The organism is Syntrophorhabdaceae bacterium, from assembly GCA_035541755.1.
Lineage (GTDB): Bacteria > Desulfobacterota > Syntrophorhabdia > Syntrophorhabdales > Syntrophorhabdaceae > PNOF01.
This window is the reverse complement of the sequence record DATKMQ010000098.1, coordinates 1-24284: the sequence shown is the minus strand read 5'-3', so window position 1 is coordinate 24284 and position 24284 is coordinate 1. Positions and strand designations below refer to the sequence as shown.

The 24284-nt window shown below is 45.8% G+C and carries 20 protein-coding genes and 1 riboswitch; all 20 genes read right to left on the bottom strand.

Annotated features, from left to right (window positions below; genetic code table 11):
* Positions 1-5 precede the first annotated feature (5 nt).
* The 20 genes from VMT62_09960 to VMT62_09865 all read right to left on the bottom strand — a co-directional run bounded on the left by VMT62_09960 (position 6) and on the right by VMT62_09865 (position 23188).
* On the bottom strand, positions 6-542 hold the full coding sequence (locus tag VMT62_09960) for a hypothetical protein (protein HVN96743.1): 537 nt from the start codon (positions 540-542) through the stop codon (positions 6-8).
* A 24-nt stretch (positions 543-566) separates the two neighbouring features.
* Positions 567-2480, bottom strand: coding sequence for a DegT/DnrJ/EryC1/StrS family aminotransferase (locus VMT62_09955; protein HVN96742.1), 1914 nt, complete (start codon positions 2478-2480; stop codon positions 567-569).
* 91 nt (positions 2481-2571) lie between these two features.
* Positions 2572-4539, bottom strand: a complete 1968-nt coding sequence (locus VMT62_09950) for a nucleoside-diphosphate sugar epimerase/dehydratase (protein ID HVN96741.1) — start codon at positions 4537-4539, stop codon at positions 2572-2574.
* Positions 4529-5323 (bottom strand): class I SAM-dependent methyltransferase, encoded by a 795-nt coding sequence (locus tag VMT62_09945; protein ID HVN96740.1) that lies wholly within the window; start codon positions 5321-5323, stop codon positions 4529-4531. The genes VMT62_09950 and VMT62_09945 overlap by 11 nt, the downstream gene beginning before the upstream one ends.
* Positions 5313-6425: a DegT/DnrJ/EryC1/StrS family aminotransferase gene (locus VMT62_09940; protein ID HVN96739.1), complete on the bottom strand. Its 1113-nt coding sequence runs from the start codon at positions 6423-6425 to the stop codon at positions 5313-5315. The genes VMT62_09945 and VMT62_09940 overlap by 11 nt, the downstream gene beginning before the upstream one ends.
* 7 nt (positions 6426-6432) lie before the next feature.
* A complete protein-coding gene (locus VMT62_09935; protein ID HVN96738.1) occupies positions 6433-7356 on the bottom strand; it encodes a transketolase C-terminal domain-containing protein in 924 nt (307 codons plus the stop codon).
* Positions 7353-8150 carry a transketolase gene (locus VMT62_09930; protein HVN96737.1) on the bottom strand — a complete coding sequence of 266 codons (798 nt, stop codon included), beginning with the start codon at positions 8148-8150 and terminating at the stop codon, positions 7353-7355. The genes VMT62_09935 and VMT62_09930 overlap by 4 nt, the downstream gene beginning before the upstream one ends.
* 75 nt (positions 8151-8225) lie before the next feature.
* Positions 8226-8978 (bottom strand): TylF/MycF/NovP-related O-methyltransferase, encoded by a 753-nt coding sequence (locus VMT62_09925; protein HVN96736.1) that lies wholly within the window; start codon positions 8976-8978, stop codon positions 8226-8228.
* Positions 8979-9602, bottom strand: a complete 624-nt coding sequence (locus VMT62_09920) for a sugar transferase (GenBank protein HVN96735.1) — start codon at positions 9600-9602, stop codon at positions 8979-8981. It lies immediately after the preceding gene.
* A 217-nt stretch (positions 9603-9819) separates the two neighbouring features.
* Positions 9820-11079 (bottom strand): glycosyltransferase family 4 protein, encoded by a 1260-nt coding sequence (locus VMT62_09915; GenBank protein ID HVN96734.1) that lies wholly within the window; start codon positions 11077-11079, stop codon positions 9820-9822.
* Positions 11080-11083: 4 nt separating this feature from the next.
* A complete protein-coding gene (locus VMT62_09910; GenBank protein ID HVN96733.1) occupies positions 11084-12442 on the bottom strand; it encodes a hypothetical protein in 1359 nt (452 codons plus the stop codon).
* 6 nt (positions 12443-12448) lie between these two features.
* The gene (locus VMT62_09905; GenBank protein ID HVN96732.1) at positions 12449-13456 is read right to left on the bottom strand and encodes a glycosyltransferase; all 1008 of its coding nucleotides are present in this window, start codon (positions 13454-13456) and stop codon (positions 12449-12451) included.
* The gene (locus VMT62_09900) at positions 13447-14391 is read right to left on the bottom strand and encodes a glycosyltransferase (protein HVN96731.1); all 945 of its coding nucleotides are present in this window, start codon (positions 14389-14391) and stop codon (positions 13447-13449) included. The genes VMT62_09905 and VMT62_09900 overlap by 10 nt, the downstream gene beginning before the upstream one ends.
* On the bottom strand, positions 14388-16217 hold the full coding sequence (asnB, locus tag VMT62_09895; GenBank protein HVN96730.1) for an asparagine synthase (glutamine-hydrolyzing): 1830 nt from the start codon (positions 16215-16217) through the stop codon (positions 14388-14390). Before asnB ends, VMT62_09900 begins: the two co-directional genes overlap by 4 nt.
* Before the next feature lie 21 nt (positions 16218-16238).
* Positions 16239-17708: a radical SAM protein gene (locus tag VMT62_09890; protein ID HVN96729.1), complete on the bottom strand. Its 1470-nt coding sequence runs from the start codon at positions 17706-17708 to the stop codon at positions 16239-16241.
* An 18-nt stretch (positions 17709-17726) separates the two neighbouring features.
* Complete coding sequence (locus VMT62_09885) at positions 17727-18689, bottom strand: class I SAM-dependent methyltransferase (GenBank protein HVN96728.1); 963 nt, start codon at positions 18687-18689, stop codon at positions 17727-17729.
* Entirely contained in the window at positions 18682-20007 is a 1326-nt protein-coding gene (locus tag VMT62_09880; protein ID HVN96727.1) for a lipid II flippase MurJ, read from the bottom strand. Before VMT62_09880 ends, VMT62_09885 begins: the two co-directional genes overlap by 8 nt.
* 24 nt (positions 20008-20031) lie before the next feature.
* A complete protein-coding gene (locus tag VMT62_09875) occupies positions 20032-21006 on the bottom strand; it encodes a methyltransferase domain-containing protein (protein ID HVN96726.1) in 975 nt (324 codons plus the stop codon).
* 567 nt (positions 21007-21573) lie between these two features.
* Positions 21574-21789, bottom strand: a complete 216-nt coding sequence (locus tag VMT62_09870) for a dodecin family protein (protein ID HVN96725.1) — start codon at positions 21787-21789, stop codon at positions 21574-21576.
* Positions 21790-22270: 481 nt separating this feature from the next.
* Positions 22271-23188: an FG-GAP-like repeat-containing protein gene (locus tag VMT62_09865; protein HVN96724.1), complete on the bottom strand. Its 918-nt coding sequence runs from the start codon at positions 23186-23188 to the stop codon at positions 22271-22273.
* Between the two features lie 61 nt (positions 23189-23249).
* Positions 23250-23340: riboswitch (cyclic di-GMP riboswitch) on the bottom strand.
* Positions 23341-24284 lie beyond the last annotated feature (944 nt).

Below are 24284 nucleotides of genomic sequence, written 5' to 3'. Positions count from 1 at the left end.
CCCCCTCACTTGCCTTTCGAAACGATTGATTGACGGGCCTCGATGAATCTGTCTACAAGGACCCCCACGTTGTTTCTTATGAGATTAAGGTTCCCTATGTTCGCAACCCCGGCCATGTCTACTGACCATGTGCTCGCAAGTGTTTTCATGTTGGGACTGGCCTCCAGCGTCACAAGTTGCCTGAAATCAACGATGATCGTGTAGGCGTACCAATATTTCTCGGACTCATGGGTATTAATGCTGATATAGAGTATGGGTCTGCCGCTGGTTTTCAGCCACTGTTCCTGTTTAAGCACGGCGAGTCCTGATTTTGCAAGTCTCTCCTCTATGTCCTTCTGCAACTCTCCCTTGGTAAGCCCGAACCGTGGGGCATATTTCTGGATGTCCGGCTGAAGCTCCTCGATAACAACGGATACGCCCTTGACGTTAACAAGCGTCTGCCTGGTCAGCTCCGAGTCGATGGCAAAGAGAGCCCCGCTCGCTGTCGCGAATATAATGAGTGCACATGAGATCGTTATGATTGCTTTTTGTATCTCAGTCATACAGGTCCCCTTTGTCGCCCGATTCTATGCGTCCGTCAACACGCGTTTGAGCGCCCTGCAAACAACCTCAATTTCCTCCTCCTTCATGTTCGTATGAAAAGGAAGAGCGATAATGGACTCGCCGGCTGCCTCTGCCCGGAGAAAATCTCCGGATTTGAAGCCGAACCTTTCCCGATAGAACGGCTGGAGATGGATTGGTGTGAAATAGGGCCTCGTGGGAATGCCTGCTTTGGCCATGCGATCAATCACCGTATCCCTTTTCACACCCGTGGAAATATGCACCACATAGACAAACCAGCTCATCCTCGTGGTTGTCGGAGCGATCTCTAGAGGCTTGACCCCGTGAAGGGGTGCAAGCATGGCATTATATTGCCTGGCCACTGCATCTCGTTTTTTCAGAAGCTCATCGAGCCGTTTCAATTGGACTACACCCACGGCTGCGTTCAATTCGGACATACGGTAGTTGTAGCCCAGACGGGAGTGGTTGAGCCACCCGTCAAACTTGTCCCTGCCCTGATTTCTCAGGCTTTTAAAGAGATTGGCCCACGTCTCGTCATTGGTAACAAGCGCAGCACCTTCCCCTGTCGTCATCTGCTTGTTCGGATAAAAAGCGAAGGCGCCCGCCTTTCCTATGGCGCCCACGCGCCTTCCTTCATATTCGGCCCCGATGGCCTCACAGGCATCTTCGATCACGATGAGCCCGTGTCTGTCTGCGATATCAAGGATCGGCCCCATGTCCGCAGGCTGCCCGAAGATATGCACGACAAGTATGGCCCTCGTGCGCTCAGTGATTGCAGCCTCGATCATGCCCGGGTCCATGTTCAAGCTCACCGGATCGATATCCACGAAGACCGGCCGCGCCTTCTCAAATAGGATACAGTTTGCGGAAGATATGAAACTGAAGGGCGTGGTAATCACTTCATGCTCAGGGCCTATATCCGCCGCCACCATGCACAGATGCAGGGCGGAAGTGCCGTTTGTGACCGCCACGGCATATTTAGAGTGAGCCTGAGATGCGATCAATCGTTCAAATTCAACGGTTTGCGAACCGATGCTCAAGTTGCGGGACTGCATGACCCTGACAACGGCCTGTATCTCTTCCGCCGTAATATCGGGCATTGACATGGGCAGTACGAGAGACGAGTTGGAAAGATCACCTGTCTCTTCACTATTCTCCATAACGGAACCGAGAGAAGGCAGTGTCGTGCACGTAATAGCGATATTCTGGCATACGTGCTGGACATTCTTCAAGGTCTGCTCCGGGGCGCTCGGCATAGCGAGGATCACTTCGTCGATGCGCTCTCGCCTCACTATATCGGCGAGCTTTATGACAGGCCCAAAAATAGAAAGTCCCTGTGTCTTCATGCCGATCTTTTTTGCGTCATCATCAAGAAAGGCGACCGGTCTGAGTCCCATCTGAGGGTTATTTTTCAGTTCTCTCGCGATGCTGATGCCCGAGTCTCCGGCGCCTACAATGAGAGCTCGCCTGTTTGTCAAAATGCCGGTCTTCTTCCAGTCAATATCACCCGGGTAACGCTCGGAGGCCTTGATGAGAATCCTGAGGCCGCTTAGGAGCAAAACGGTGATCATGGCCTCCATAAAATAGAGGGACCTGGGAAACACGGCGATCAGTGAAGGTGTGAAGAGAAAAAAGGTCACGACGAAAAGCACAACTGAACCGGCGAGCACCGAGCCGACAAGCTGAATGAAATCGGGCGTGGTTGCGTACCGCCAGATGCGACGGTATACGCCCGCATAATAGAGAAACGCCGGTCGGATCACGATAGCCAGGAGGCTGAAGGGCCATATGGACCGGAAGTAATGGTTGAAAAGCTCGCTGCCGGGGTTGAATATCTCAAGACGGAGCATGAGCCCGAAGATAATTGAAATCAACGTGAGCAACATGTCCGCAACGATCATATACCAGTAGTGCGCCATGTGATTTTTGACCCTCAATAACCTGATATCATACGACTATGCTGTAAATAAACATAATTTTGTCGCTTTGACAACCCCATAGTTCGCACCGTTACTGTCCTTCGTAATGCCGTACATACTTCTTGAGCAGAGCCCGAAGATCATCGTGACCGCCACTTGACGAATCCGCAATCAGAGTTTCGAATTCCTTCAAGATACCTTCAATCTGTGCCGGGTTGTATTTTTGACCGTTTCTTGCTATGAAGACCTTTTCATGTTTGCTCGCCACGGTTCCCTCTTCGGCCGTCAATATCTCTTCAAAGATCTTCTCTCCCGGTCGAGGTCCGGTAAATACAATATCGATGTCTTTATAAGGTACAAGCCCCTGGATGGTAATGAGCTCTTCCGCGAGTTCAACGATCTTGACGGGCTCTCCCATGTCGAGGACAAAAACCTCTCCTCCCCGACCCATGGTCGAGGCCTGCAAAATCAATGAAACCGCTTCCGGTATGGTCATGAAGTATCTGACCATATCCCTGTGGGTAACGGTGAGAGGGCCGCCGTGCTTTAGTTGATCGAGAAATAAAGGCACGACGCTTCCCCTGCTCCCAAGCACATTACCGAAGCGCACAGACATAAAACGGGTACTCTTATCCCTCCTATCGGAAGCTTGATCTAACTCATCACCTTTGTTTTCGGCCGGCTCATCCTTCTGTCCGTTCGCGTTAAAGGCCTGGCATATATATTCTGCGATCCTTTTTGTTGCGCCCATGATACTTGTCGGGCGCACGGCCTTGTCGGTGGAGATCATTATGAATCTTTCCACATGATGCGCGAGAGCGGCTTGAGCAACGATATATGTTCCAAGCACGTTTACTTTTACAGCCTCTTTGGCGTTCTCCTCCATCATGGGCACATGTTTGTAAGCGGCCGCGTGAAAAACAATCTCGGGTTTAAATTGTGCAAAGACCTCTTCAACCCGTCTTGCGTCTCTCACGTCGCCGATGACAAAATGCGCCCGGCTCGACAGGTGGGGGTAATGACGGCTGAGCTTGAGAGTCATAGCATGGAGGTCCGTATCGTCTATGTCGAAGAGAACGACCCTGCCGGGCTGAAAAGCGCATATCTGCATGACAAGCTCAGAGCCGATAGAGCCACCCGCTCCCGTGATTAATACAATCCTGTCTTTCAAGAAATTTTTGATGAGGCTATAATCTATTTGCACCGTCTGGCGGCCGATCAGATCCTCAATACTGATATCTTCAAGCGATTTGAGATTCAGATCCGGTGTATCGAAATTGTAGATACGGGGGACGATCTTAATGGTGCCCACGTTGGCCCTTGTCGCCACATCATATATTTCCTTGAGTTTCTTGTGACTGAGGCTCGGAATAGCCACAATTACCGCTTCAATGGCCTCTTTTGCAATCATGGCCTCAAGCCTGTCGGTCTTCCCGCTGACCTTGATCCCGTGCCTCAACGTTCCAATCTTATTCGTATCATCGTCAAGCAAGGCCACCGGATAGAACTCGCCGTAGCCAAGCCTAGCCATGTCTCTTAAAATCATTTCGCCCGTGTTACCCGCTCCCAGGATAATAGTCCTCTTGCCCTTCTTTCTGATACCGCGTTCGCGTATCACCTCCAGGTAGAGCCTCTTCGACATCCTGAGTCCCGCCACAAAGAAGAGCGAGATGATGCCGTCAACAAGAAATATCCTCTTGGGAAATCTTGTGATCGGCACAGGCGGTAGAAGTGAATTGGGCAGGCTGATCACGATGAGAAGGAGTTCGGAAAGTATTAGCGCGAGCACGATATTCAACATATCGTTAATGCTCGCGTACCGCCACGACATGTTGTACACCCTGAAGGAAGCCAGAGCAGCGATCTTTATGACGATGAAAAAAAGAACTACTTCAGTCATCAGGCCGAAGTAGTCTATATTGAACGTAAAATCGAAGTGAAAAAGAAAGGAGAGAAAAAGCGAGACGACAACGAGCACCGCATCAGCGATGCAGAAGAACACAAAGCGTTTGGAGGTCGATGGTCCGAGAATCAATTTCATGATGCCTTTACGCGACATAGCCCACCGCGAACAACACCTTATAGTCGGAATTTGGGTGTATAGGGTCTATCGGAATCGGGGGTTCGTATTCAACCATATCATCCTGAATCTCAGGGGGCAGCGGTGTGAGCTTTCCCATGAATACTCGCTTAAGTATTTCTTTGCCCTTCATTGTTTTCGGTATAAGGCAAAGCTTTACCGCTCCTGATTTGATAACGGATATAATCTTATCTTTCAGCGTGCTGGCGCGAGTCGGGCAACCGCCATACAGAACTGTCTTGAAACTGGCACTCCGAAGAAGTTCGAATAACTCCGGTGCAGAGAAATACGTGTGGCTATATGGACTTGGATTGAAACCAGACCAGTCTCTATTTGTGGTGCAGATCAGGATGATACCACCATTCTTTAGTATTCGTCGAGCCTCAAGCACAAATTTCGTCGGTTTGGGAAGATAGTAAATAGCCTCATAGAGAATTACAACATCAAACGTCCCATTACCATATGGTAAATCTTGCGCATCAAGTTCTCTAATGTCGATATTTATGCGTCCTTTACATACCTCCCGTGCATATCGCAAATTATTTTCGTCTATATCGCCACCAACCACAGTTCTTGCATGTTTGGCGAGATAGCCGAGACCAATGCCTGCCCCGCAGGCCACTTCCAGAACGTCTTTGTTTTTGCAGAACTCGGAGGCAAATCCGTATCTGGCATACAATCTCGCTATCTGCTCCCGGGAACCTCTGGCGCCAGGAAGTTCTGTCACGATCGTGTAATCGTGCTTGGCTTCTTCATTTTTCATTATAGAAGTCCTTTATTGCCTCAATCACATATTCAATCTCTTCATTCTTAAGTTCCGGATATAGGGGTAACATTACAACCTTTTGGAAGAGGTCCTCGGTGTGCGGCAAAGGACCATGACTCAGTCTCAGGGCGGAGAATTGATGAACCGCCTTGCCTCCCCATGGAATGCTCACTTCGATCCCTTTCTTCTTCAAGAATGCCACTAAGTTGTCCCTGTTCTGCGCCTCAATTTCGTAATTCTGATATACGTCATAGTGAATTCCGTTTTCTATTGGTCTGGGAGGCAGCTTCAGCTCGTTTATCTGAGATAACTCCTTATCATAAATTGCTGCTATTTCCCTGCGTCTCTTTATCAAATCAGAAAGCATGTTGAGCTTATAATTAAGAATTGCCGCGTGCATATTGTCCATGCGGCAATTGAGACCCCAACGTTTTATATCCGTCGCTTCGTCCTTCCCATGATTTCTAAGCATTCTTAGTCTGCGCGCACATTCTTCATCATCCGTCACAATAGCTCCCGCATCTCCGAACGTCCCCAATAGTTTTGCAGGATAGAAGCTGAAACAGCCCATCAAACCGAATGTACCGGCACCTCTGTTCTTGTATCGGGCGCCCAGTGATTGCGCAGCATCTTCAATGATCACTATCTCATGTTCCCCGGCAATTCTTTCAAGCTTGTCGATATTATCGCACACTCTGCCATTAAGACTAACGGGCAGTACAGCTTTTGTCCTCGGCGTAAAGGACGCCTCAACCAGGTCCACGTCCATATTATGATCGCTAGCGATATCCACCAGTACGGGAACTGCTCCCAGAAATTTTACTACCTCGAGAGTGGCCACAAAAGTATGTGAAACCGAGATGACTTCATCACCGGGCCCTATACCAGCAGCTATGGCTGACAAAAGCAGCGCGTCAGTACAATTACCAACGCCCACGGCATACTTGCTCCCGACAAACTGTGCCAAATTTCTCTCAAATGCCTGCAGATCATCGCCCAGTATGTATGCACCGCGAGCAAATGTGTTTTGAACAATATCCATGTATTCATCTTTGTGAACGTCGAACTGAAGTGGATAATTGAAAAATTTTACCTTCATAACTAAATCAGTGCCCTTTCATTTCTTTCATCATGGCGTCGAATATTCTTTCGGGTGTCAGACCGTATAGCTCTCTCAGATAATGGGAATGTCCGATAGCGCTATTCAGCCTCTCAGGGACACCGATCCGCTTATAGAAGCCCTTATAGTCGCTCTCAGAAAGTACCTCGGCTATCGCCGATCCAAGACCACCATTTACAATGTGTTCCTCAAGGGAAAAAATCGCCTTATGTACTGACGCGCATTCAAGGACTGCATCTGTGTCAAGAGGTTTGACCGTATGCATATTAATCAGCTCAACGTCGACACCCTTCGCCTTGAGCATATCGAGTACTCGGCAGCCCACCGCAACCATATTTCCGATAGCAAAAATAGCGACATCCTTGCCTTCTCTGAGTCTCAATGCCTTACCTAGACGCATTTCAGGCGTCGCCTTATGAACCGGATCGTCTCCATTTTTTCCGAGCCGGATATACATCGGTCCCTCATGCTCACTGGAAATCCTTGCTATCTGCCTGGCCTCCATTTCATCCGCAGGCGCGACAACGGTCATATTCTGAAGGGATCTCATTAAGACAAAATCTTCAACTCCCAAATGAGTGAACCCTTCCATACCGTATGAAAGGCCGCCCCCTACTCCTACCAACCTCACATTTGCATTGTGGTAGGCCACATCGACTCTGATTTGTTCAAACGCCCTCATCACAAGAAACGGGACGATAGAATAGCAGTAGACAATCTTTCCTGAAAGGGCGAGACCGGCGGCAATCCCTACCATGTTGGACTCGGCAACCCCAATATCGAAGAATCTATCCGGACAATTCTTTCTGAAAGAATCAAACAACCTATATCCGAGATCGCCTGTAAGAATAAAAATATCGTCTCGAACACTGGCAATCTCCTCAATAACTTCAAAAAATGCTTCTCTCATCCTACTAGTTCCTTCAGAGCAAGTTCATATTCTCTAATGTCTGGTGACCGGTAATGCCACAAAAGATTATTCTCCATGAAGGTAACACCTCTCCCCTTGACCGTGTGGGCGACGACAACGCTCGGCTTGTCTTTCGCATATGGTATCTCCCCGAGATTTGCCGTGATCTGGTTAAAATCGTGGCCATCTACTTCCCTGGCAGCCCATCCAAAGGAAGACCATATTTGAGATAGTGATTCCAGCCCTATAATATCCTCAGAAAACCCGAGAGCCTGTATTTTGTTGTAATCGACGATCGCAATGAGATTATCAAGACGATGGTGCGAAGCGAACATTGCCGCTTCCCACACAGATCCTTCATTTAGTTCTCCGTCACTCAGCAGGACAAAGACTCTGCTATTTCTCCTATCTTTTTTTGCGGCGATAGCCATCCCAATCCCAACGGAAAGTCCGTGCCCAAGGGACCCGGTTGATACTTCTATACCTTGCCCTAGGTTTCTTGTTGGATGTTGCTCAAGCGTGCCGCCGTCAACGGCGAAACCATCCAATTCCTCTCGCGTCACAAAACCTGCTTCGGTTAGGACGGCATAGAGGGAAGGACACGCATGTCCTTTGCTCAAGATAAACCTGTCTCTGTTGCCATCGAAAGGATTCTTTGGAGAGATGTTTAAGATCTGAAAGTACAGGCTTATCAAGATTTCTACGCAGGAGAAACATGAGCCGATATGGGGACTCTTAGTTCTATATATCAGATCGAGGACTGTTCTTCTTATCGCGTTGGGTGAGGGGAACATATTCATCGGCCTCTCTTTTTTCTAGCATCAACGTGGTTCTCCAAATTACTTGGCAAATATAATACAATACTTTCCTCATCCAATCACTGCGAAACCGATATAAGGATCAAACTCGATCCGTTCGATCCTTAATTTAGCGACACCTATTGTTTCTAAGAGGGCTCTCGTTTCACCTGGCCAGATGGGATTATCCAGTTCATCAAAGGCTATTATGGCGCCTTTTGGCATCCTCGGAAAGAAATTCTCTATTGCTGTTTTTGTCGGCTCATATAGATCGAGATCCAGGAAAAGGAGGCTAACGATGAGATGCCTGTTTTGAGAGACAAATTTCGGAATAGTTTCGACTACGTCACCCTTGATGAGCTGGACTTTACCAATATGGCCCAGGAATCTGTTTGAATTATATATGGCTAACAGTTCGGTCAGCTCATCGAAAGAATCCGAACGAAGCTGATTCTTCTTAGGCTTCGTGACCGGGCTTGAATCTTTTTTCCCCACACTGGGGAAACCAGAAAATGTGTCGAAACCGTATATGCGCCTTGTTAGGTTTGCGGGTTCCAATACGGCGCTCATGTTTGCCCACGCCATGAGGCTAAATCCTCCGTACACTCCGCACTCGATAATCGAACCCTTGACTGGCAATATTTTCTTGAATATCTCGTAGAGGGTGAGCAATCTTGTCAGCTTTTGCCGTCTGATATACCTCGGAAAATTATCGAGCTTCACCTGGAGACTGTCGGGACTTTGATTGAAGATTTTTTCAATCCTCTTTCCTGCTTTCTTCTCCACCTCAGTTCTAAAGCCGCCTTCCGGTACAACCTTTTTCATCTAAGCCTCCGTTTTTGTGCGTCTTTCGAATAAGGCTCTTATGGTCATGAATATGATCCTTACGTCTGTCCGAAGAGACCCTTGATCGACGTACTGAAGCCCTAACCTGATTTTCTCTGGTGCTATCTTTTCTAGATAGTCTGCGTCAGGGTCAACGCTATCTCGGAGTATTTCGGCCTCATCTCTGAACTTTATTGACGCATAGTCGGTTATCCCCGGCTTTACATCGAGAAGTTTCCTTTCTTCGTCACTATAGAGTTCGACGGCCCAGGGGACTTGGGGCCTGGGTCCGACCAGGCTCATCTCTCCTTTTAATACATTAATCAATTGCGGGAGTTCATCAAGTTTATATTTCCTAAGAAATTTGCCCGTTCTGGTCGTTCTAGGATCGTTCGCTGGGGCTGAAGATGGTCCAGTCTTGTCGGCATCATTCACCATAGTCCTGAACTTAAGGATTCTAAAACGTCTACCCCCCCTGCCCACCCTCAAGCCTCTGTAAAGTATTGGCCTACCATCAATCGTCCTTATTGAAATGGCAATGAGCGATAAGATTGGAGAAAACAGAAGTAGTCCCAAGAGCGAAAGAACTGCGTCAAACAACCACTTTGCCTTTGGATCCCTCATTGTATTCTAGACGCCCCGTGAAAGCAGAGGTTAATAGTAACCTATATAGAAGATGGATCTAATCCTCGCTCAGACCATGCATTCTCTATCCCCCGACTTTGCATATCTCTTACGATAGACCTCTTGCCAGTTCTACTCCGAGATATCTCCATATTTCTGAACACTCGGGGGCTGTTGATCCTTTTCTGATAGCGATACTAGGGGTTTCAAAATCACCCTAGCGCTTACATCTATGGTCCAATTTTCCAGTACTATATGCATTTTGCACCCCTTCGATATGCAGAGCGTACTCTTCGTATATCTTGTCTGCATCGAAAATTTCTTTAAAGACTTGCTTGGCATTCGCGGACATTCTCCGATAAAGGTCGCTATTTTCGTATAGTATTGTTATATACCTGGCAAGCCCCTCTGAGTCACCAGGATGGTAGGTGAAACCAATCTCGTATTCGGCCAATAGGTCTTTCAAATCTCCATTGAATGCCGACACGATCGGGAGCCCGGCAGAAAGATATGAGAAGGCTTTATTCGGAAACAAGTCGACATCCTTTGAGGTTGGACACAAGCCCACATGAGACTTGGATAGTAGAAGGTCGATCTGATTTTTATCCAGCCAACCAGGCAAAATAACATTATCCAACTCACGTATACCTTTTCTGATTTGGGTTGAATTATCCCCGTCCCCAGCAAGAACGAATACTATATCCTTCTGCTTCATTGTCCGCGCGCACTTAATGATTATTGATGGATTATGGTAGGATGAAAAGGTCCCTACGAAGGTAACCACAAATTTATCGGTTAACGTGCTAAGAAGGATTCTGTATTCCTCTGAGGCATCACGTAAAATACAGTCTGATCTCCCGGCACCCAGATAGAAGACCTTATCCGTTACCGTTCGGTCTCGGTTCGCGTATTTCAAAGCCCATTTCAGGAACGTATTACTAACTGCGACTATACCACTTGCTATTTTCATTGCTTCTCTCGTCTTTTCAAAATCAGAGCGTAGTACAGCATTCGCAAGCTTGGTCAATCCTGGTGATACATTATCCAAGAATATATCGGGCCAGGTATCTCTAACGTCGAGAATGATGGGGACATGATTGTTTCTCGCATAGACGGCGGCTTCGTATGCAACATCGTGGGGCGGCAAGGAAGCTATCACAACATCGGGCTTTGGCATCTTTCCCGATTGACGTTTGAACTTATTAGCGATCAATTTGTGATCGAGATAACGTCGCATAGAGACATTCTTCTTGTAACCCGACCCTTTTATCGCTTTGATTCTCAACTTATGCTTCAGGGTAACCTCAGTATCATCCCTAAATAGCCATTCTTTTCTAAGATGGTCGAAGGCGCTGATCCACCACAAAACATCGTGACCTCTCTGCATCAATTTTTCAGCAAGAATTCCTGTCCGCATCTGCCTGCTATTCTTCGAAAGGGGGGTCGGTTCAGCTATTTGTACTACCCAGACATCCATTTAATCACTTCCGAAACAAATTAATTCTGAAGAGCGAACAAAAAAGAATCAGGCTTGGGGTTAAGAATGCATCCACCAACACCCCTTTGTACGCCTCCATTCCTGCACGGATCAAGTTTGGTATATTGCTAGTAAACGCGATAGGAGCAATAAAAATGACGACATTTGCCAATTTTTGCTTTCGCCGGTCCAATAAATTATAAGAGTTGTATAGCTTAACCCACAACCAGCCGAACAGCGCGGCCCCCATCGCGATGCCCACATATCCAAAGTTGAGGTACCATGCTGTCGCATGATGAATAGCATACCCTTGACCTTCAACAGCGCCTATCCTATCAGCATAATAGAAATAGATGTCTGCCGGACGATTGGGCCAGAAGATTCTGGGAACTATCGATGTCGCTAGACTAATTATGCTTGAACCATACGTTATTGGTATATCGTAATGCAAAGCCCCATATAGGGAGAAATGTGCACCGAATGCTTCGTTGCTAGAACCAATGGCCCTGACCGCATCACGTAAATCGCCGATCCTAATCCCGGATAGATTGTCCAGGGGGAGACCCCGAACAAGATCAACCACACCTATTGCAAAAAGGACCAATATAGAAAACACGACGTAACTATTTCGCTTCGGATGATTGGAATTCGTCAAATAGACTAAAAGAAAGAGAACGAAAGAAGCGAAGAGCTCATTTTTGTTACCCAGAACCAGACAAAACGAATACATGCTCGCCAGGAGAAGTACATAAAGAAACAAAATTAGTCTGCTTCGCCTGGAAGTAAAGAACATTGCATCTTGGCTGGATAGAAATATTGCCACTCCGATGGCACCCGAAAAAAGGGCCACGCGATTCAGAACTTGGTGCAATGTAAATAGGTTGCCTACTTCTCCCGGAATCCTCGTAATAACATACGCCGACATTCCAGACCTAAAAGAATAAACGATCGCACTACTAACAATCAAAAAGCTAACAGTGCCTGCTATACTACCTATTATTAGTACCGTCCTATGATTGACTGTCCCCAGAAGTGAAGGTGTGCGCTTTGGAGTTTTACATTTCTTGTACAAGAATAAAACTATCAATTCCACTATAATGATGAATAGACTGTATAAAACCAAGGTTAATAGATAATCATTGTCCAAATTAACAGCAAACAGTTTCTCCTCGAGATATTGATAATGCATTCCGCTCTCACCGCCTGTTTTATCCGCAATGATCGACCAGGCGCCGTAAAGAGACCAGTAATAGAGAAAGGCAATCCCTAAAGGAAAAGCAACGTTTCTTGTTCTGAGCCATATCAGAAGCATCAGGGCAACGATAATGCACGTTGCCGAGATAAGGGTAACATAGAACATCATAAATTCTTAGCCGTTCTGTTGAATGAGGTCTCGATATACAGACAATATCTTCGCTGCTACCACCGAATCAGTTAACCCTTCTTCCATTATCCTCGTTCTTCCGTTGGACCTTTCTCCCGCCTCAATCGTATCTGCTAAAGCTCTCGCCAGGGCATTTGGCTCTCTCTCGACAATCGAGCACTGGTATAATCCTCGAATTCTCTCAGCAACATCGCCCACATCGGTGGAGACTATCGGCAGGTTACACGCCATGGCCTCTTTAACGATAGTAGGGGATCCTTCGGAATCACTGCACACCAATAGACAATCCGCAGCGCTTAAATACAATGGTACGACGTTATGTTCTACATCGTTTAGAATCTGCAGTCGGGCCGTCTGAACATGGGATTTTAATCTGTCGAGCGTCGACAACGCAATATCCACTCTTTTTAGACGGGAAAAATTACTTTGACAGAATAGAATGACATGTCCGCTCAAATCCCATCCCAGTTGAGCCCGTGCATCATTCCAATCCAAAGGATAAAACAAATCTGCGTCCACTCCGTTGGGGATTACTAAGGCTCCACCACGTCTCCACCATAATCTATGTAATAGTCTCTCACTGACGCAAATAATCCTTGAGGCCCTTAACGCCGCCAAATTTGACATAATTTTTTGAACCATGTTCCTTAAGTGGCCTTCCACATTGGAAACATCATTTAAATCGCTTCCATGAAAAGTTATCATCAACGGTACACCGCATATTAAGCTGATTACGGCGCATAGAAACGATGTCAGAGTTCCAAAATGTGCGTGGATAATATGAGGTCTAAATCTTCCTATTTCTTTATAAAGCCGATACGATTCTTTTGCAATAACCAGTATGTTCGTCCTTGAAGACAGGTAAAATTCATGGACATTCACACCGTGCCTCACCAGCGATCTTATCTGATCTTTCACGAAAAGCATTTTTGAATCATTTACATTTCCAGGTACCGCCGCGATAACCCGGATTCTCTCGTCCGTCAGTGCCATTGTGTGTATCTCTTATAGTTCATACGGGTTGCATATTTGAGCATTAATTTGATTAAGAACAAACGGGGGGAAAGAAGGTATGAAATGGCAGCGAGAAAAACTCCTGCCCCCACATTGTTATTCTTCAATTTATTAGCTAGATAATTGACATAGGCAAATAATTTCTTTGGCTTCTCAAGTTGATGTCTATCGGATACCCAATTGGATCTTCCTTTGGTGGAAACCCTTTGGTTTATTGTCAAAGCATCCGAGAAATCTTTATATATATTATACGAATTGTAGATTTGAATTGCTCTTCTTTTATAGCTAACTGCCTCTCTTGAGATTCTGTAATATACGCAAACGTCATTCAGGTTTGCCATCCTCCCGTCAAAAAAAACTCTTGTCCACAGCGCAAGATCTTGGCTTGTATAATACTGTTCATCGTAGAGATATCTATTCCTAAATACCACGGAGGAGTGTAAGAATGGATTTTGACACTTTATCAACCATAAGCGTATCTCGCGATCCTCAATGGGGAATCTCCTTGTACCAATCTCCAAGCCATTGTCATCCAGACAGATTGCCTGGGTGCCTAACAGCAACAGATCGTGGCGATCCATGAAATAATCAATTTGTTTGGTCAATTTGTTTCCGCTCCATAGGTCGCCGTTGTCGATCCGAGCAATGTATTCGCCACGAGCACGTTTTAAACCAATATTGAGAGATTTAGTGAGTCCAAGGTTATGTTCATTCTTCAATAGTTTTATGCGAGAATCATTACGTGAAAAACCCTCCAGTACATCTTTTGTGTCATCCTGCGAACAGTCATCGACAACGATCAGCTCAAAATCAGCGAAGGACTGGTCCAACACGCTGGCGATTGTTGAATCTAAATAGCGCCGTCCGTTGTAAACGCTCATCAAAACGGAAACCCTTGGTGTATTGACGATCATAAATATCTTTCTGCCCACATCTGAAAATTCAATAGATACCACAGTTTTTCATAGCTCAACTTCTCTGAATTCCATTGTCTCACGAGGTTGCTGCAGGCCTTCACGTTTAACATGCCGGTCTTACGTAGCATTCTGTCGTCTAAATAACAGTCGAATAATTCATGCAATTTACTCCTGTACGGCTCCGAATTTAGCGGAAGACTGAAGCCCTGTTTTGGCCTATTCAAGGCCTCGTTCGGAAGATATTTGGACGCTATCCTTCTTAAAATATGCTTTCGTACCTTATTTCTATATTTGAATTTCATCGGTAATTGACATGCGTATTCTACTATCCTGTTATCAAGAAAAGGCTCGCGGCCTTCTAACGAGACACCCATCGTAGCCCTATCAACCTTCACCAAAATATCATCGGGAAGGTACCTGATAAATTCCACGTACATGAGAGCAGTCCTTAAGTCCCAGCCCTCACTAAAATCTATCTTCTTAAGCAAATATTTCATTCTGTTTAATTTTCCGCGAAAATTATTCTTCGTGGGGTGGCAGACATAGAGCATTCTTTCCGATGGTGCGCTATCAGCCAATTTAAGGATAAAGCTACTCAAATTGGTTCTATCGCCCAGTCTGAAATATGGGTCAAGCCTGTCAACAAACGGTCGGACGAAGAAATTGTACCCACAGAAAAGCTCGTCCCCGCCATCCGCCGAAAGTGCAACTTTAACGTATCTCCTAGCTATCATCGAGACGAGGTATGTTGGAAGTGCGGAACTATCCCCAAATGGTTCATCATACAACAATGGTATCTCATGCAGAAGATCGGCAACGTCTTGTGCATCGAAGTAGTATTCGTGGTGATCGGTACTTAAACGTTCAGCTACTTCTCTCGCAGAAGGAGCTTCGTTATATTGATTCTCCCCGTGAAATCCTATGGTAAATGTCTTCAATTTCCCGGTAAGGTTCTTTTGCAATAGAGTAGCAACAAGCGAGCTGTCAATGCCACCGCTCAAAAACACCCCAACAGGCACATCAGAAACAAGTCTGAGTTTGAAGCTCTCCTCCAGTATCCCTTCCAATTCTGTTTCAATTTCTTCATCGGAATTGCTTTCGGGCTTTCTCTGGCTCTGAAAACCGGTTAAATAGTATTTCTTCACGTCCCAATATCTTTCGTGGGCATATTCTTGTCTGTTAACATCGAACTTCAAAACGCACCCCGCGTCCAATTTCCGAACGCCTTTGAAGATCGAATAGGGAGCAGGGATATAACCAAATTGAAAGTAAAGAGATAAGGCTTTCCTATCAACGTCTTTCAGAAAGGTAGGGTGCTTGCAAAAGGCTTTTAATTCCGAGGCAAACATAAAGAGGGAATTCTTGAAATACCAATACAGAGGCTTAACTCCGACCCTATCCCTACAAAGCGTAACGGTCTCGCTTTTGTTATCCCATACCGCAAACGCCCACATGCCCCGAAATCTGCTTATACCATTCAGACCCCATTTGTGAAACGTCTTCAGAACTACCTCAGTATCAGAATTGGATTGAAATGTGTAGCCACAGTCCTCTAATTCACGTCTTATTTCGCGAAAATTGTAGACCTCGCCGTTGTAGGTTATGACCAAGTTGTCGTACCCCATCGGTTGATGTCCCATGGGAGATAAATCCAGGATTGAAAGTCTTCGATGCCCGACTGCAAGCCCCTTATCTTCATGGATATATTGACCAGCATCGTCCGGGCCGCCACGAAACATGCTATCCCTCATTTCTTCTAGGACTCCGTACATATCATATTGGCCCTTGTAATGGCCGTCTACGAAACCTACAATTCTACACATAGTTTGTTGGGCTAAACGGTACTATTGCAGAGAATTGTGCTGCCCCAGCCACACCTTCATGGTGTGAAGTCCCACTCTTAGCTTATATCGCACGGACCTGTCGCTCGAGAAAATTCTTCTAAAACCCCACTTAAGAAGTTGCCACGAAGAATTCTTTCGTTTAATATTGCCGAGAGCTCCAATTTCTTCTCTGAATTTTACTAATCTCTTCAAGGGAATCGTTTCAAGGTATATAGGTAAGTATTCTGAATATGATGCTCTCAGATTCTCCGGTCGGCAATAGGGTAGACTCCATGAAAAATCAGAGGGTAATATACCCTTGTCACGTGAGATCCTTTCAAGCTCTGTTCCGGGCAGGATTGTGGTGACGCCAGCGGAGGTATCAGATACGCATCTAAAGGACGCTAACAAGGTCTGCGCCATCTGCTTCGTTTTTTGCAAGTCCTCCATTGTTTCCGTTGGATGAGAAAGCATAAAAAAGAATGATACCTGTATACCGAGATTGTCGCATCTCTTTGCGAAATCATTTAGGGAATCCAGGTTGATATTCTTCTTGATAACCTTGAGTATACGAGGCGATCCCGATTCCACCCCCACGCTTACCGCTTTACATCCGGCCTTTTTCATCACATCCAACAGACTTAGATCGATATTCAATCGACTCTCAGCCCACCATGTGATATTCAGATTTCTTGAGACTATTTCATCACATATCGATCTCGCATGCTCGGCATTTACGGTAAAAGTCAAATCGAAGAAGTTAAAGGCTTTGATTTCAGGATGTTTTTCAATCCACATTTCTATTTCATCAACTACCGATTTGGCGGACCGAACCCTGTATCCCGAATTCTTTACAGAGCAAAAGATGCATTGGTATGGACATCCCCTGCTCGTTATAATGCTTATCGCCGGTATGGATTTTCCATTTTCAGTATATACCAATAATTTGTCTGAATAATCTTTATGGTCGAAGTCCGTAAGAATGGGTAGATCATCGAGATTCATTGGTGGGGCCGCATCAGGATTGTGACATATGGCGCCGTTCTTCCTGAACGATATGCCTTTTATTTGGCCCAGATCTTCGCCCTCTAAGAGGGCAGGAATAAGGTCACAAACGATCTCCTCAGCTTCTCCACGTACTACGACGTCAAGAGCGTCTGTATGCACTAAGGTATCGTGGGCACATTGCGAGAAGTGAGGACCTCCCGCTATTATATGCTTCTCAGGAAAGTTTGTCTTGAAGAACTCAGCAAGATGCAGAGCACCAAAACGCGTGTGAGACGTTGCAGTTAATCCGATGATCTTGGGTCCGGCTTCGCTAACTCGCCCGATAATCTCTTTCTCGGTGAACACATTCCTTTCCAGATCAAGTACATCGGCCTTTATCCCTTGTTTTCTCAACGCTGCGATAAGATAGAATACCCCCAGCGGCCTGCATTGCGAGAAGCCCTGATTCAGTTTATTCGGAGGAATAACAAAGAGGATTGACATTGATTGGTATTGCGGCGATTATTGCTGATCCATAAGTTTGTTGTTTCGCAAACAATATAAGGGACTTCCGACAAAAAATTTCCTTAAATTTCTAAACCTCAGTATGAACGGAAAGTATTGGGCAATTCGTTCTCCCGGTATAAACAATTCTATCATCATGCCTGCCTTTTCTATCTGCCTTTCAAATTCTTCAATCGTGATTCGATTGAGGCATATTTCCTTATCTACTTCAGATCCATTGGCCTCATTCACTCGTTTGTAATAGGACATCATGTTCTTCGATTGATCCCGTGCAAGCCTTCGACTCCAATATCTGTATAATGATTCTTCGGATACGATAGACAATGGCCAAGGGAAATGAACGTAAGGATGCAGGTGATGTCCTCCCCTGGATGTCAGGTAATCCATCGCAATTACAACTACTCCTCCCGCCTTCAGTATTCGAGCTACTTCCAATAGGGCATTTTGCGTCTCATCTATATGTTCAAAAACAGCGTAGGCAAACACTGTATCAAATGTGCTTTCTTTGAACGGAAGAAGCGACGCCGAACCACATATGTACCGGATGTTTTCATTAATGTTGTGTTCTTGTGCAAAGACCAACTTATCAATCTGATATTCTAGGCCCACAACGGCTGAAGCGCCTTGCTCCTTAAGGAGTTTTGTAAATCTCCCTAGGCCACATCCCAGATCAAGCACTTTGCGATCGCCAAGCCATCTGTTCTGCGGAAAGTCCGCGACGATGTTGCGAATATCTCCGGGCATTCGCTCTATATAACTCTTGTAGTCATGAAACACCGCCTTTTCATATCGGGGATAAAAAAATCTATTAGCAATAGAGATCTTTCTGTCCTCGTCGCATCCTGGCCACAAATATCTAAAACATAATAGCAAAACCAAAAACCGCAAATAGACGGTGACATCCAGTCCCAAGCTAAGCGCTTGTTTTGTCACGTTGAGAATGCGATCCTTGCTAACCATGTCCGATATTTCTCCCAGCTGCAGACAGATCGTGATAGACATAAGCAAAACCCAGTGCCGCCTGTGCCGATATGCCTATAATGTAGGCCCAGGCCAAACCATATCTTCCGTAATTAGGGAACAGGCAATAGCTGAACAAGAGGTGAAGAAGATAGCCGATCCCGTAGACTCTGGCCCCTGCGTGACTCCGGCTCACATTCAGGACCGGGATGAAAATGATCCACATAAGAGTAGCCGGTACGAGCGACCAGTTGATGAGCCTGAACAAAGGAACTATCTTTTCCACGGCATGCCTACTGAATCTGCCCCCGCCATAAAGCAGGCTGACAACCGTGTCGGCATTAAGATTTATCAAGACAACAGCGGCAACCGCAAAAATGAGACAAAGCAAAAACAAGTTCAAAAAAATGTGCTTTGCATGGATCAGTGCGGAATTCGCATAGTAGCGTATATATTTCGGGCCAAATATCTGCGCCAACGGTTTTCCGATAATCAATGATAAGGGGCTAACCAAGCTCAATGCATAGACTATCGAACTTGCAACTCCAGGCCCATCAAGAGTGGCCAGTCTTCGCATATAGAACATACTGGCCTGCGCCAGTATTGCCACCACCATGAACGACGAACTCTGTCTCGCAATGTCTTTAACTTCTTTTATGTTCCAACTGAACGATAGTCTGTATTTGAGCGCGGTCGTCCTTCGAAAGACATACCACACCAGGATCAAGCTAATGAAGCTCCAGGCCAAAAGTCCCGATGCGATTTGCACCAAGCTTATACTCGCGCCCGAGACCAGCATCCAGATAATGACACCTAATCTCGTGATGAGCTGAGGAAGCTCAGATGCTATGGGTATTGCATAGGCGAAGAGTATTGCACTCAAATAGGTCGACATGCCGAGTGTGAAGGCGATCGGGCACATTAGCAGGATCAGCGTTTGAATCATCTTCTGTGTACTGGACGAAAGTCCAGGAGCAAACAATATAGCGATTTCCTTTGAGAAAATAACGCAAGCAAGGAACAGTATTAAGCCGAAGCAGAGCATGCCGTTTAATGTCGTCGAAAATACATCATCGATTTCAGTGGTGTGAGAAGCTACCATTCTTGAAAATTGTGCCGCTATAATCCCGTGCAAGAACGCAAAACCACTAACATTCAGAATGATAAATGGAACTGAATATGCGATGTTAAAGCCATCCATTTCTTCCGAGATACCAAACTTATTTGCAAGTACTTTTAGAAAAACATACCCGATTATCGAATTGAATCCTATCTGCCCCGTAAGAGCCCAGTGTTTAAATAGATCGTTCCTGGTCATCTTCACATCTAAACACTTAGCAAGTTATTTTGGCTTAACCGCATGATAGCTTGTAAATCCCCAATCGCTTGGTTCTATCTCGATAAGGCCGAGATCTTTGAACCAGGTGAATACTTCGTACGGTTCGTGAGCAGACTGGTAACTTGGCGTGACGCTGTCAAAGGTGTCTAACAAAGACCACTTCTTGTCCGGCAGTTTGATGTAGGGAAAGAGACTCCGAATAATTCTACCCATCAGGGGAACCTTAAGGGAAAAACTAATTACGTAAACAGTGACCAATGAATAGATCAAGGGTGGCAAATATCTAAAAAATCGCTCCAGAAGCTTAAATAATTTCCTATAGAACTTAACGGTCGGAAAATCATAATATCCGCCCTTGCTGTACACGCTTATCGCCACCCACCCTCCTTTCTTCACACTCTTTGCCATCTTCTCGACACCTCTTCGCGGATCAGGAGTGTGGTGCAGTACCCCTATAGAGAAAGCCCCATCCGCCGCTTCGCACTTGATTGGCGGATTTAACATATCGCCCTGGACAATCAATACGTTTCTGTCATTTTTGAAGCTCTCGTATGCTGATTCAACAGAAGCGCTTAAATCTATACCGATGACACGTGCATTCTTCATCCTCGCTATCTCGATAAATCTCCCTGAGCCACAACCAAAATCAACAACCAGCGCGTTTCGCATATCTTTGGCTGTCACTGTGGTTATCTTTTCCCACATTCGGAGCGTCCATCCCTCCATGGGTTTTCCAACATTGTGACTTTCAAACTGAACCTTAGCCCATTTATTCCATTGATATCCGAAGGAATGTGCATAACTATTATTCTCTTGATAGCCTGAGAACCGCGGAATGCCGCGCACGATAGGAAAACGATTTGTGGCGGAATACAAATAGCCCTCAAATATGAATCCATCATTTTCATGGATGATTTCAACGTCTAACGGCTCTTTTGTTAGTGGATCACATAGGTATTGGATAAACGAATCGTGCATTTTGCCACAAATCTATTTATGGGGCTTTTTTCGCCCAGGGCAGGAACGCTTGCAGGCTACCGCCATGCAATGTGATGTAACCACATTGATCTCAAAGATAATTCTTTTCTGTAACAAACCGACTTAATCATCAACTATACAACAACATATATCATCCATCACGGAATTCTATGGCATTAAGAATGTTCATCATTGGCTGCATTTTTATACCATATTTTATCTGCAATACCCGCATAAATCCATTTCCTTACGAAGAACATTTGATCGCGCTGTTCGATGTTTTTTTGAATGTTGAACGCTCTTGTCTGCTCTGCAGTAGCAATGTTGGCTTTCGTCCGAAATAGAACTAAATTGGATGGGATCTGCGAGAGCGATACCGGGTCTATACCTCGCGAAAGATGCTTGTTCCGCTATCGTCCGAGCCTTACTATTCCGGCTGGCGTCGTGGGCAGGTATTCATCGTTTGTCTTCGATGGGAGATTCTTTATTCCCCAAGGGTCAGATCTCAGCGGAAAAGCATCGGGGTAAAATTCATCATCTTCGCTTCCAACTTCAATACTTCTTTTGTCAGCTTTCCAGTACGAATATGACCTCCAAAGTGACACGGAATTCCACGATCTTGCCGTCCTCAACCCTAGCGCGCTGTTCCTTTACCCTGAGCCCCGTTATTCCTCTGAGAGTTTTAGAAGCTCTTTTAAAACCGACCAGTATAGCGTCCTCAAAGCTTTTTGGGGAACCTGCAATAATTTCAGTAACTCGTGCGACTCGGCCTTCCGATCTCATAGACCCTCCTAGGCATTCTTTTTCACAGGCTATCAAGACACTCATCGAGTGTCAACATTTTTATATCGTCAGACTGTTCCGAGGCGCTAGATTGCCATATCCTGTCTACGAACACCAATTAGATAATAGTTTCAGGTTCAGACAAAACACGTAAAGCAACCACAAAAATTGTAGAGTTCTGTGGGAACAGATTAAACCGACGATTGAAACTTACTGTATAATCGAATAGTTATGCTATATCGGATTGTGGCACATGTCTTGCTTAAATTGAGTAGCTATGAAGGATTGTCGGTCTAGAATACCCAGCGAAACTGGTACCTTCAGCGAAAGATTATGCAAGCAGTCAGGTTACTTTGCTGAAGATGAAAGAACTGATCTATCCTTCTTGGTTCCCTCCGTAATCTTTCGCTCACTACATAAAAATACGGCAACTCCGGAAGTAATTGGAGTTGCCGCTAAGAAGCTGGGGTACAACCGTTCCTTACTGTCTCACTATCTGCCAATCCGTGCTCACAGTACCGCCGAAATTGCCCCCGCCGGTAGCGGTGACACCATTCATGTACCAGATATAGTTTTGACCGGTGGAGGTGTTTCTCCAGAGGATATCGGGATGACCATCGGAGTTAAAATCGCCAACACCCGCAATCTGCCAGTCCGTGCTCACAGTACCGCCGAGATAAGCGCCTCCAATGACTGCAAGGCCATTCATGTACCAGACATAGTCTTGACCGGTGGAGCTGTTTCTCCAGAGGATATCGGGATGACCATCGGAGTTAAAATCGCCAACACCCGCAATCTGCCAATCCGTGCTCACAGTACCGCCGAAATAAGCGCCTCCGATCATTGCCGCACCATTCATGTACCAGATATAGTTCAGACCGGTGGAGCTGTTTCTCCAGAGGATATCGGGATGACCATCGGAGTTAAAATCGCCGGTGGCAACAGCCTTCCAATTCAGATCTGTCACAGTGCTCACGGGCGCTCCTGCGGTAATGTTTACTCCGCTCACGTACCAGACATAGTTTTGCCCCGTAGTATTGTTCCGCCAAAAAACATCAATCTGCGGGTTGTAACTCACCTCGGACGAGTAGTCGCTTTCCAACCTATTGGCATCGTAAGCGGTTGCGGCAAAGTAATACGTCACGCCGTTAGAAAGGTTGGGCACCGTATACGTGATGGCATTTCCCACATCAATCACCGAGGAGTAGTTTTTGCTGGTAGTCCCATAATAGATTTTGTAACCCGAGGCGCCAGTTTCAGCGGCCCAATCGAGGGTAACCTGAGTTGCATTGGCGCTCTGGAATGCAAGAAGGGAACAACTAAGAATAAGACTCAATAGACCTACGTATGGGAGCAGGAGAAAACCCCAGTTTCTTTTATGGGATATTTCGGTCTGCATAACAACCTCCTGACTGTTTAGTTCTGGCCAGGAGAATTAGCACAGTGGATATGCTCTTCTCCATGGTAGCACTACTGCCATATCTCCTTCCCGGGGGACGTAGGCTAGTTGCTTTGCGTCCTGCTCTTTCGAACAGTTTGCCTTTTTCATAGATATTTTGTAGCATCTGTATCTTATTATTATCGATGACATGTATCACAAAGTTCATGGTTTTTCTTTGATACGATTTTACATCTGATTATTATTTATGACATCCATCACATAGCCCCAGCGATTAATCAAACGAGATTTATGAAAATTATCTCCGGTCTTTTCATTAGCAACTTACGTGCCATGAAACTCTATATAATATAAATATTTGATATTGTTAGTTAAAGTAAGTCTTAGCGAATTCGCCGTAACTCGACTTGTGTCATTTTTTCCTGCACTGCATGGAAAGATTGTGTATGCAATTTCCTACGAAAAGAAGATATGAATGAAAACCGCAGTCATTGCAGCCCGTTTCTGGTCGTTCCAAGTCCTTCTGTCCCGCGAGCCTTATCGCCCATAAACGTGGTTCTCTTGAAATCCTCCTTGACCGCCAAGGAGAAAGATGTGCAAACCTATTGCCCATTACGGCTAGAAGGGCTAGATTCTCGAGTGTTCCTCGAGATCAACGTTACCTTTGAGAAGACAGCGACGTTTGCCCGGTCCTTGCCGATTTCTTGCTTCAATACCGAGCGATCCACCAAGAATAGAACTCAGAACATAATCCTTAAAGATATTCAATACAATTCTCGTTGGTTTGTTATTATTCGCCAACTGTTTTATTACCTTCGAGCGTGTTTTACGCAGATCCTTTCTTGCCTGCAACGCACATACTATAGGAAAGCTATACGGTCAAGGACGGCCGAACGGAAGGCTACCCTTTCGGTTACCAACGGATGACCTTCCGTTCAAAAATGTCTGTAGCCCTTAATGACCCACGATCTGCCAGTTGGGATCGTTACAACTACTCAAGAATACCCCTCCGGTCACTGCAGTTCCGTTCATATACCAGACATAGTTCTGACCGGTAGCAGAGTTTCTCCAGAGGATATCGGGGTTACCATCGGAG

Coding starts and splice junctions, on each gene's coding strand:
- VMT62_09960 (HVN96743.1), bottom strand. CDS start 542: ATGACTGAGATACAAAAAGCAATCATAACGATCTCATGTGCACTCATT.
- VMT62_09955 (HVN96742.1), bottom strand. CDS start 2,480: ATGGCGCACTACTGGTATATGATCGTTGCGGACATGTTGCTCACGTTG.
- VMT62_09950 (HVN96741.1), bottom strand. CDS start 4,539: ATGTCGCGTAAAGGCATCATGAAATTGATTCTCGGACCATCGACCTCC.
- VMT62_09945 (HVN96740.1), bottom strand. CDS start 5,323: ATGAAAAATGAAGAAGCCAAGCACGATTACACGATCGTGACAGAACTT.
- VMT62_09940 (HVN96739.1), bottom strand. CDS start 6,425: ATGAAGGTAAAATTTTTCAATTATCCACTTCAGTTCGACGTTCACAAA.
- VMT62_09935 (HVN96738.1), bottom strand. CDS start 7,356: ATGAGAGAAGCATTTTTTGAAGTTATTGAGGAGATTGCCAGTGTTCGA.
- VMT62_09930 (HVN96737.1), bottom strand. CDS start 8,150: ATGTTCCCCTCACCCAACGCGATAAGAAGAACAGTCCTCGATCTGATA.
- VMT62_09925 (HVN96736.1), bottom strand. CDS start 8,978: ATGAAAAAGGTTGTACCGGAAGGCGGCTTTAGAACTGAGGTGGAGAAG.
- VMT62_09920 (HVN96735.1), bottom strand. CDS start 9,602: ATGAGGGATCCAAAGGCAAAGTGGTTGTTTGACGCAGTTCTTTCGCTC.
- VMT62_09915 (HVN96734.1), bottom strand. CDS start 11,079: ATGGATGTCTGGGTAGTACAAATAGCTGAACCGACCCCCCTTTCGAAG.
- VMT62_09910 (HVN96733.1), bottom strand. CDS start 12,442: ATGATGTTCTATGTTACCCTTATCTCGGCAACGTGCATTATCGTTGCC.
- VMT62_09905 (HVN96732.1), bottom strand. CDS start 13,456: ATGGCACTGACGGACGAGAGAATCCGGGTTATCGCGGCGGTACCTGGA.
- VMT62_09900 (HVN96731.1), bottom strand. CDS start 14,391: ATGATCGTCAATACACCAAGGGTTTCCGTTTTGATGAGCGTTTACAAC.
- asnB (HVN96730.1), bottom strand. CDS start 16,217: ATGTGTAGAATTGTAGGTTTCGTAGACGGCCATTACAAGGGCCAATAT.
- VMT62_09890 (HVN96729.1), bottom strand. CDS start 17,708: ATGTCAATCCTCTTTGTTATTCCTCCGAATAAACTGAATCAGGGCTTC.
- VMT62_09885 (HVN96728.1), bottom strand. CDS start 18,689: ATGGTTAGCAAGGATCGCATTCTCAACGTGACAAAACAAGCGCTTAGC.
- VMT62_09880 (HVN96727.1), bottom strand. CDS start 20,007: ATGACCAGGAACGATCTATTTAAACACTGGGCTCTTACGGGGCAGATA.
- VMT62_09875 (HVN96726.1), bottom strand. CDS start 21,006: ATGCACGATTCGTTTATCCAATACCTATGTGATCCACTAACAAAAGAG.
- VMT62_09870 (HVN96725.1), bottom strand. CDS start 21,789: ATGAGATCGGAAGGCCGAGTCGCACGAGTTACTGAAATTATTGCAGGT.
- VMT62_09865 (HVN96724.1), bottom strand. CDS start 23,188: ATGCAGACCGAAATATCCCATAAAAGAAACTGGGGTTTTCTCCTGCTC.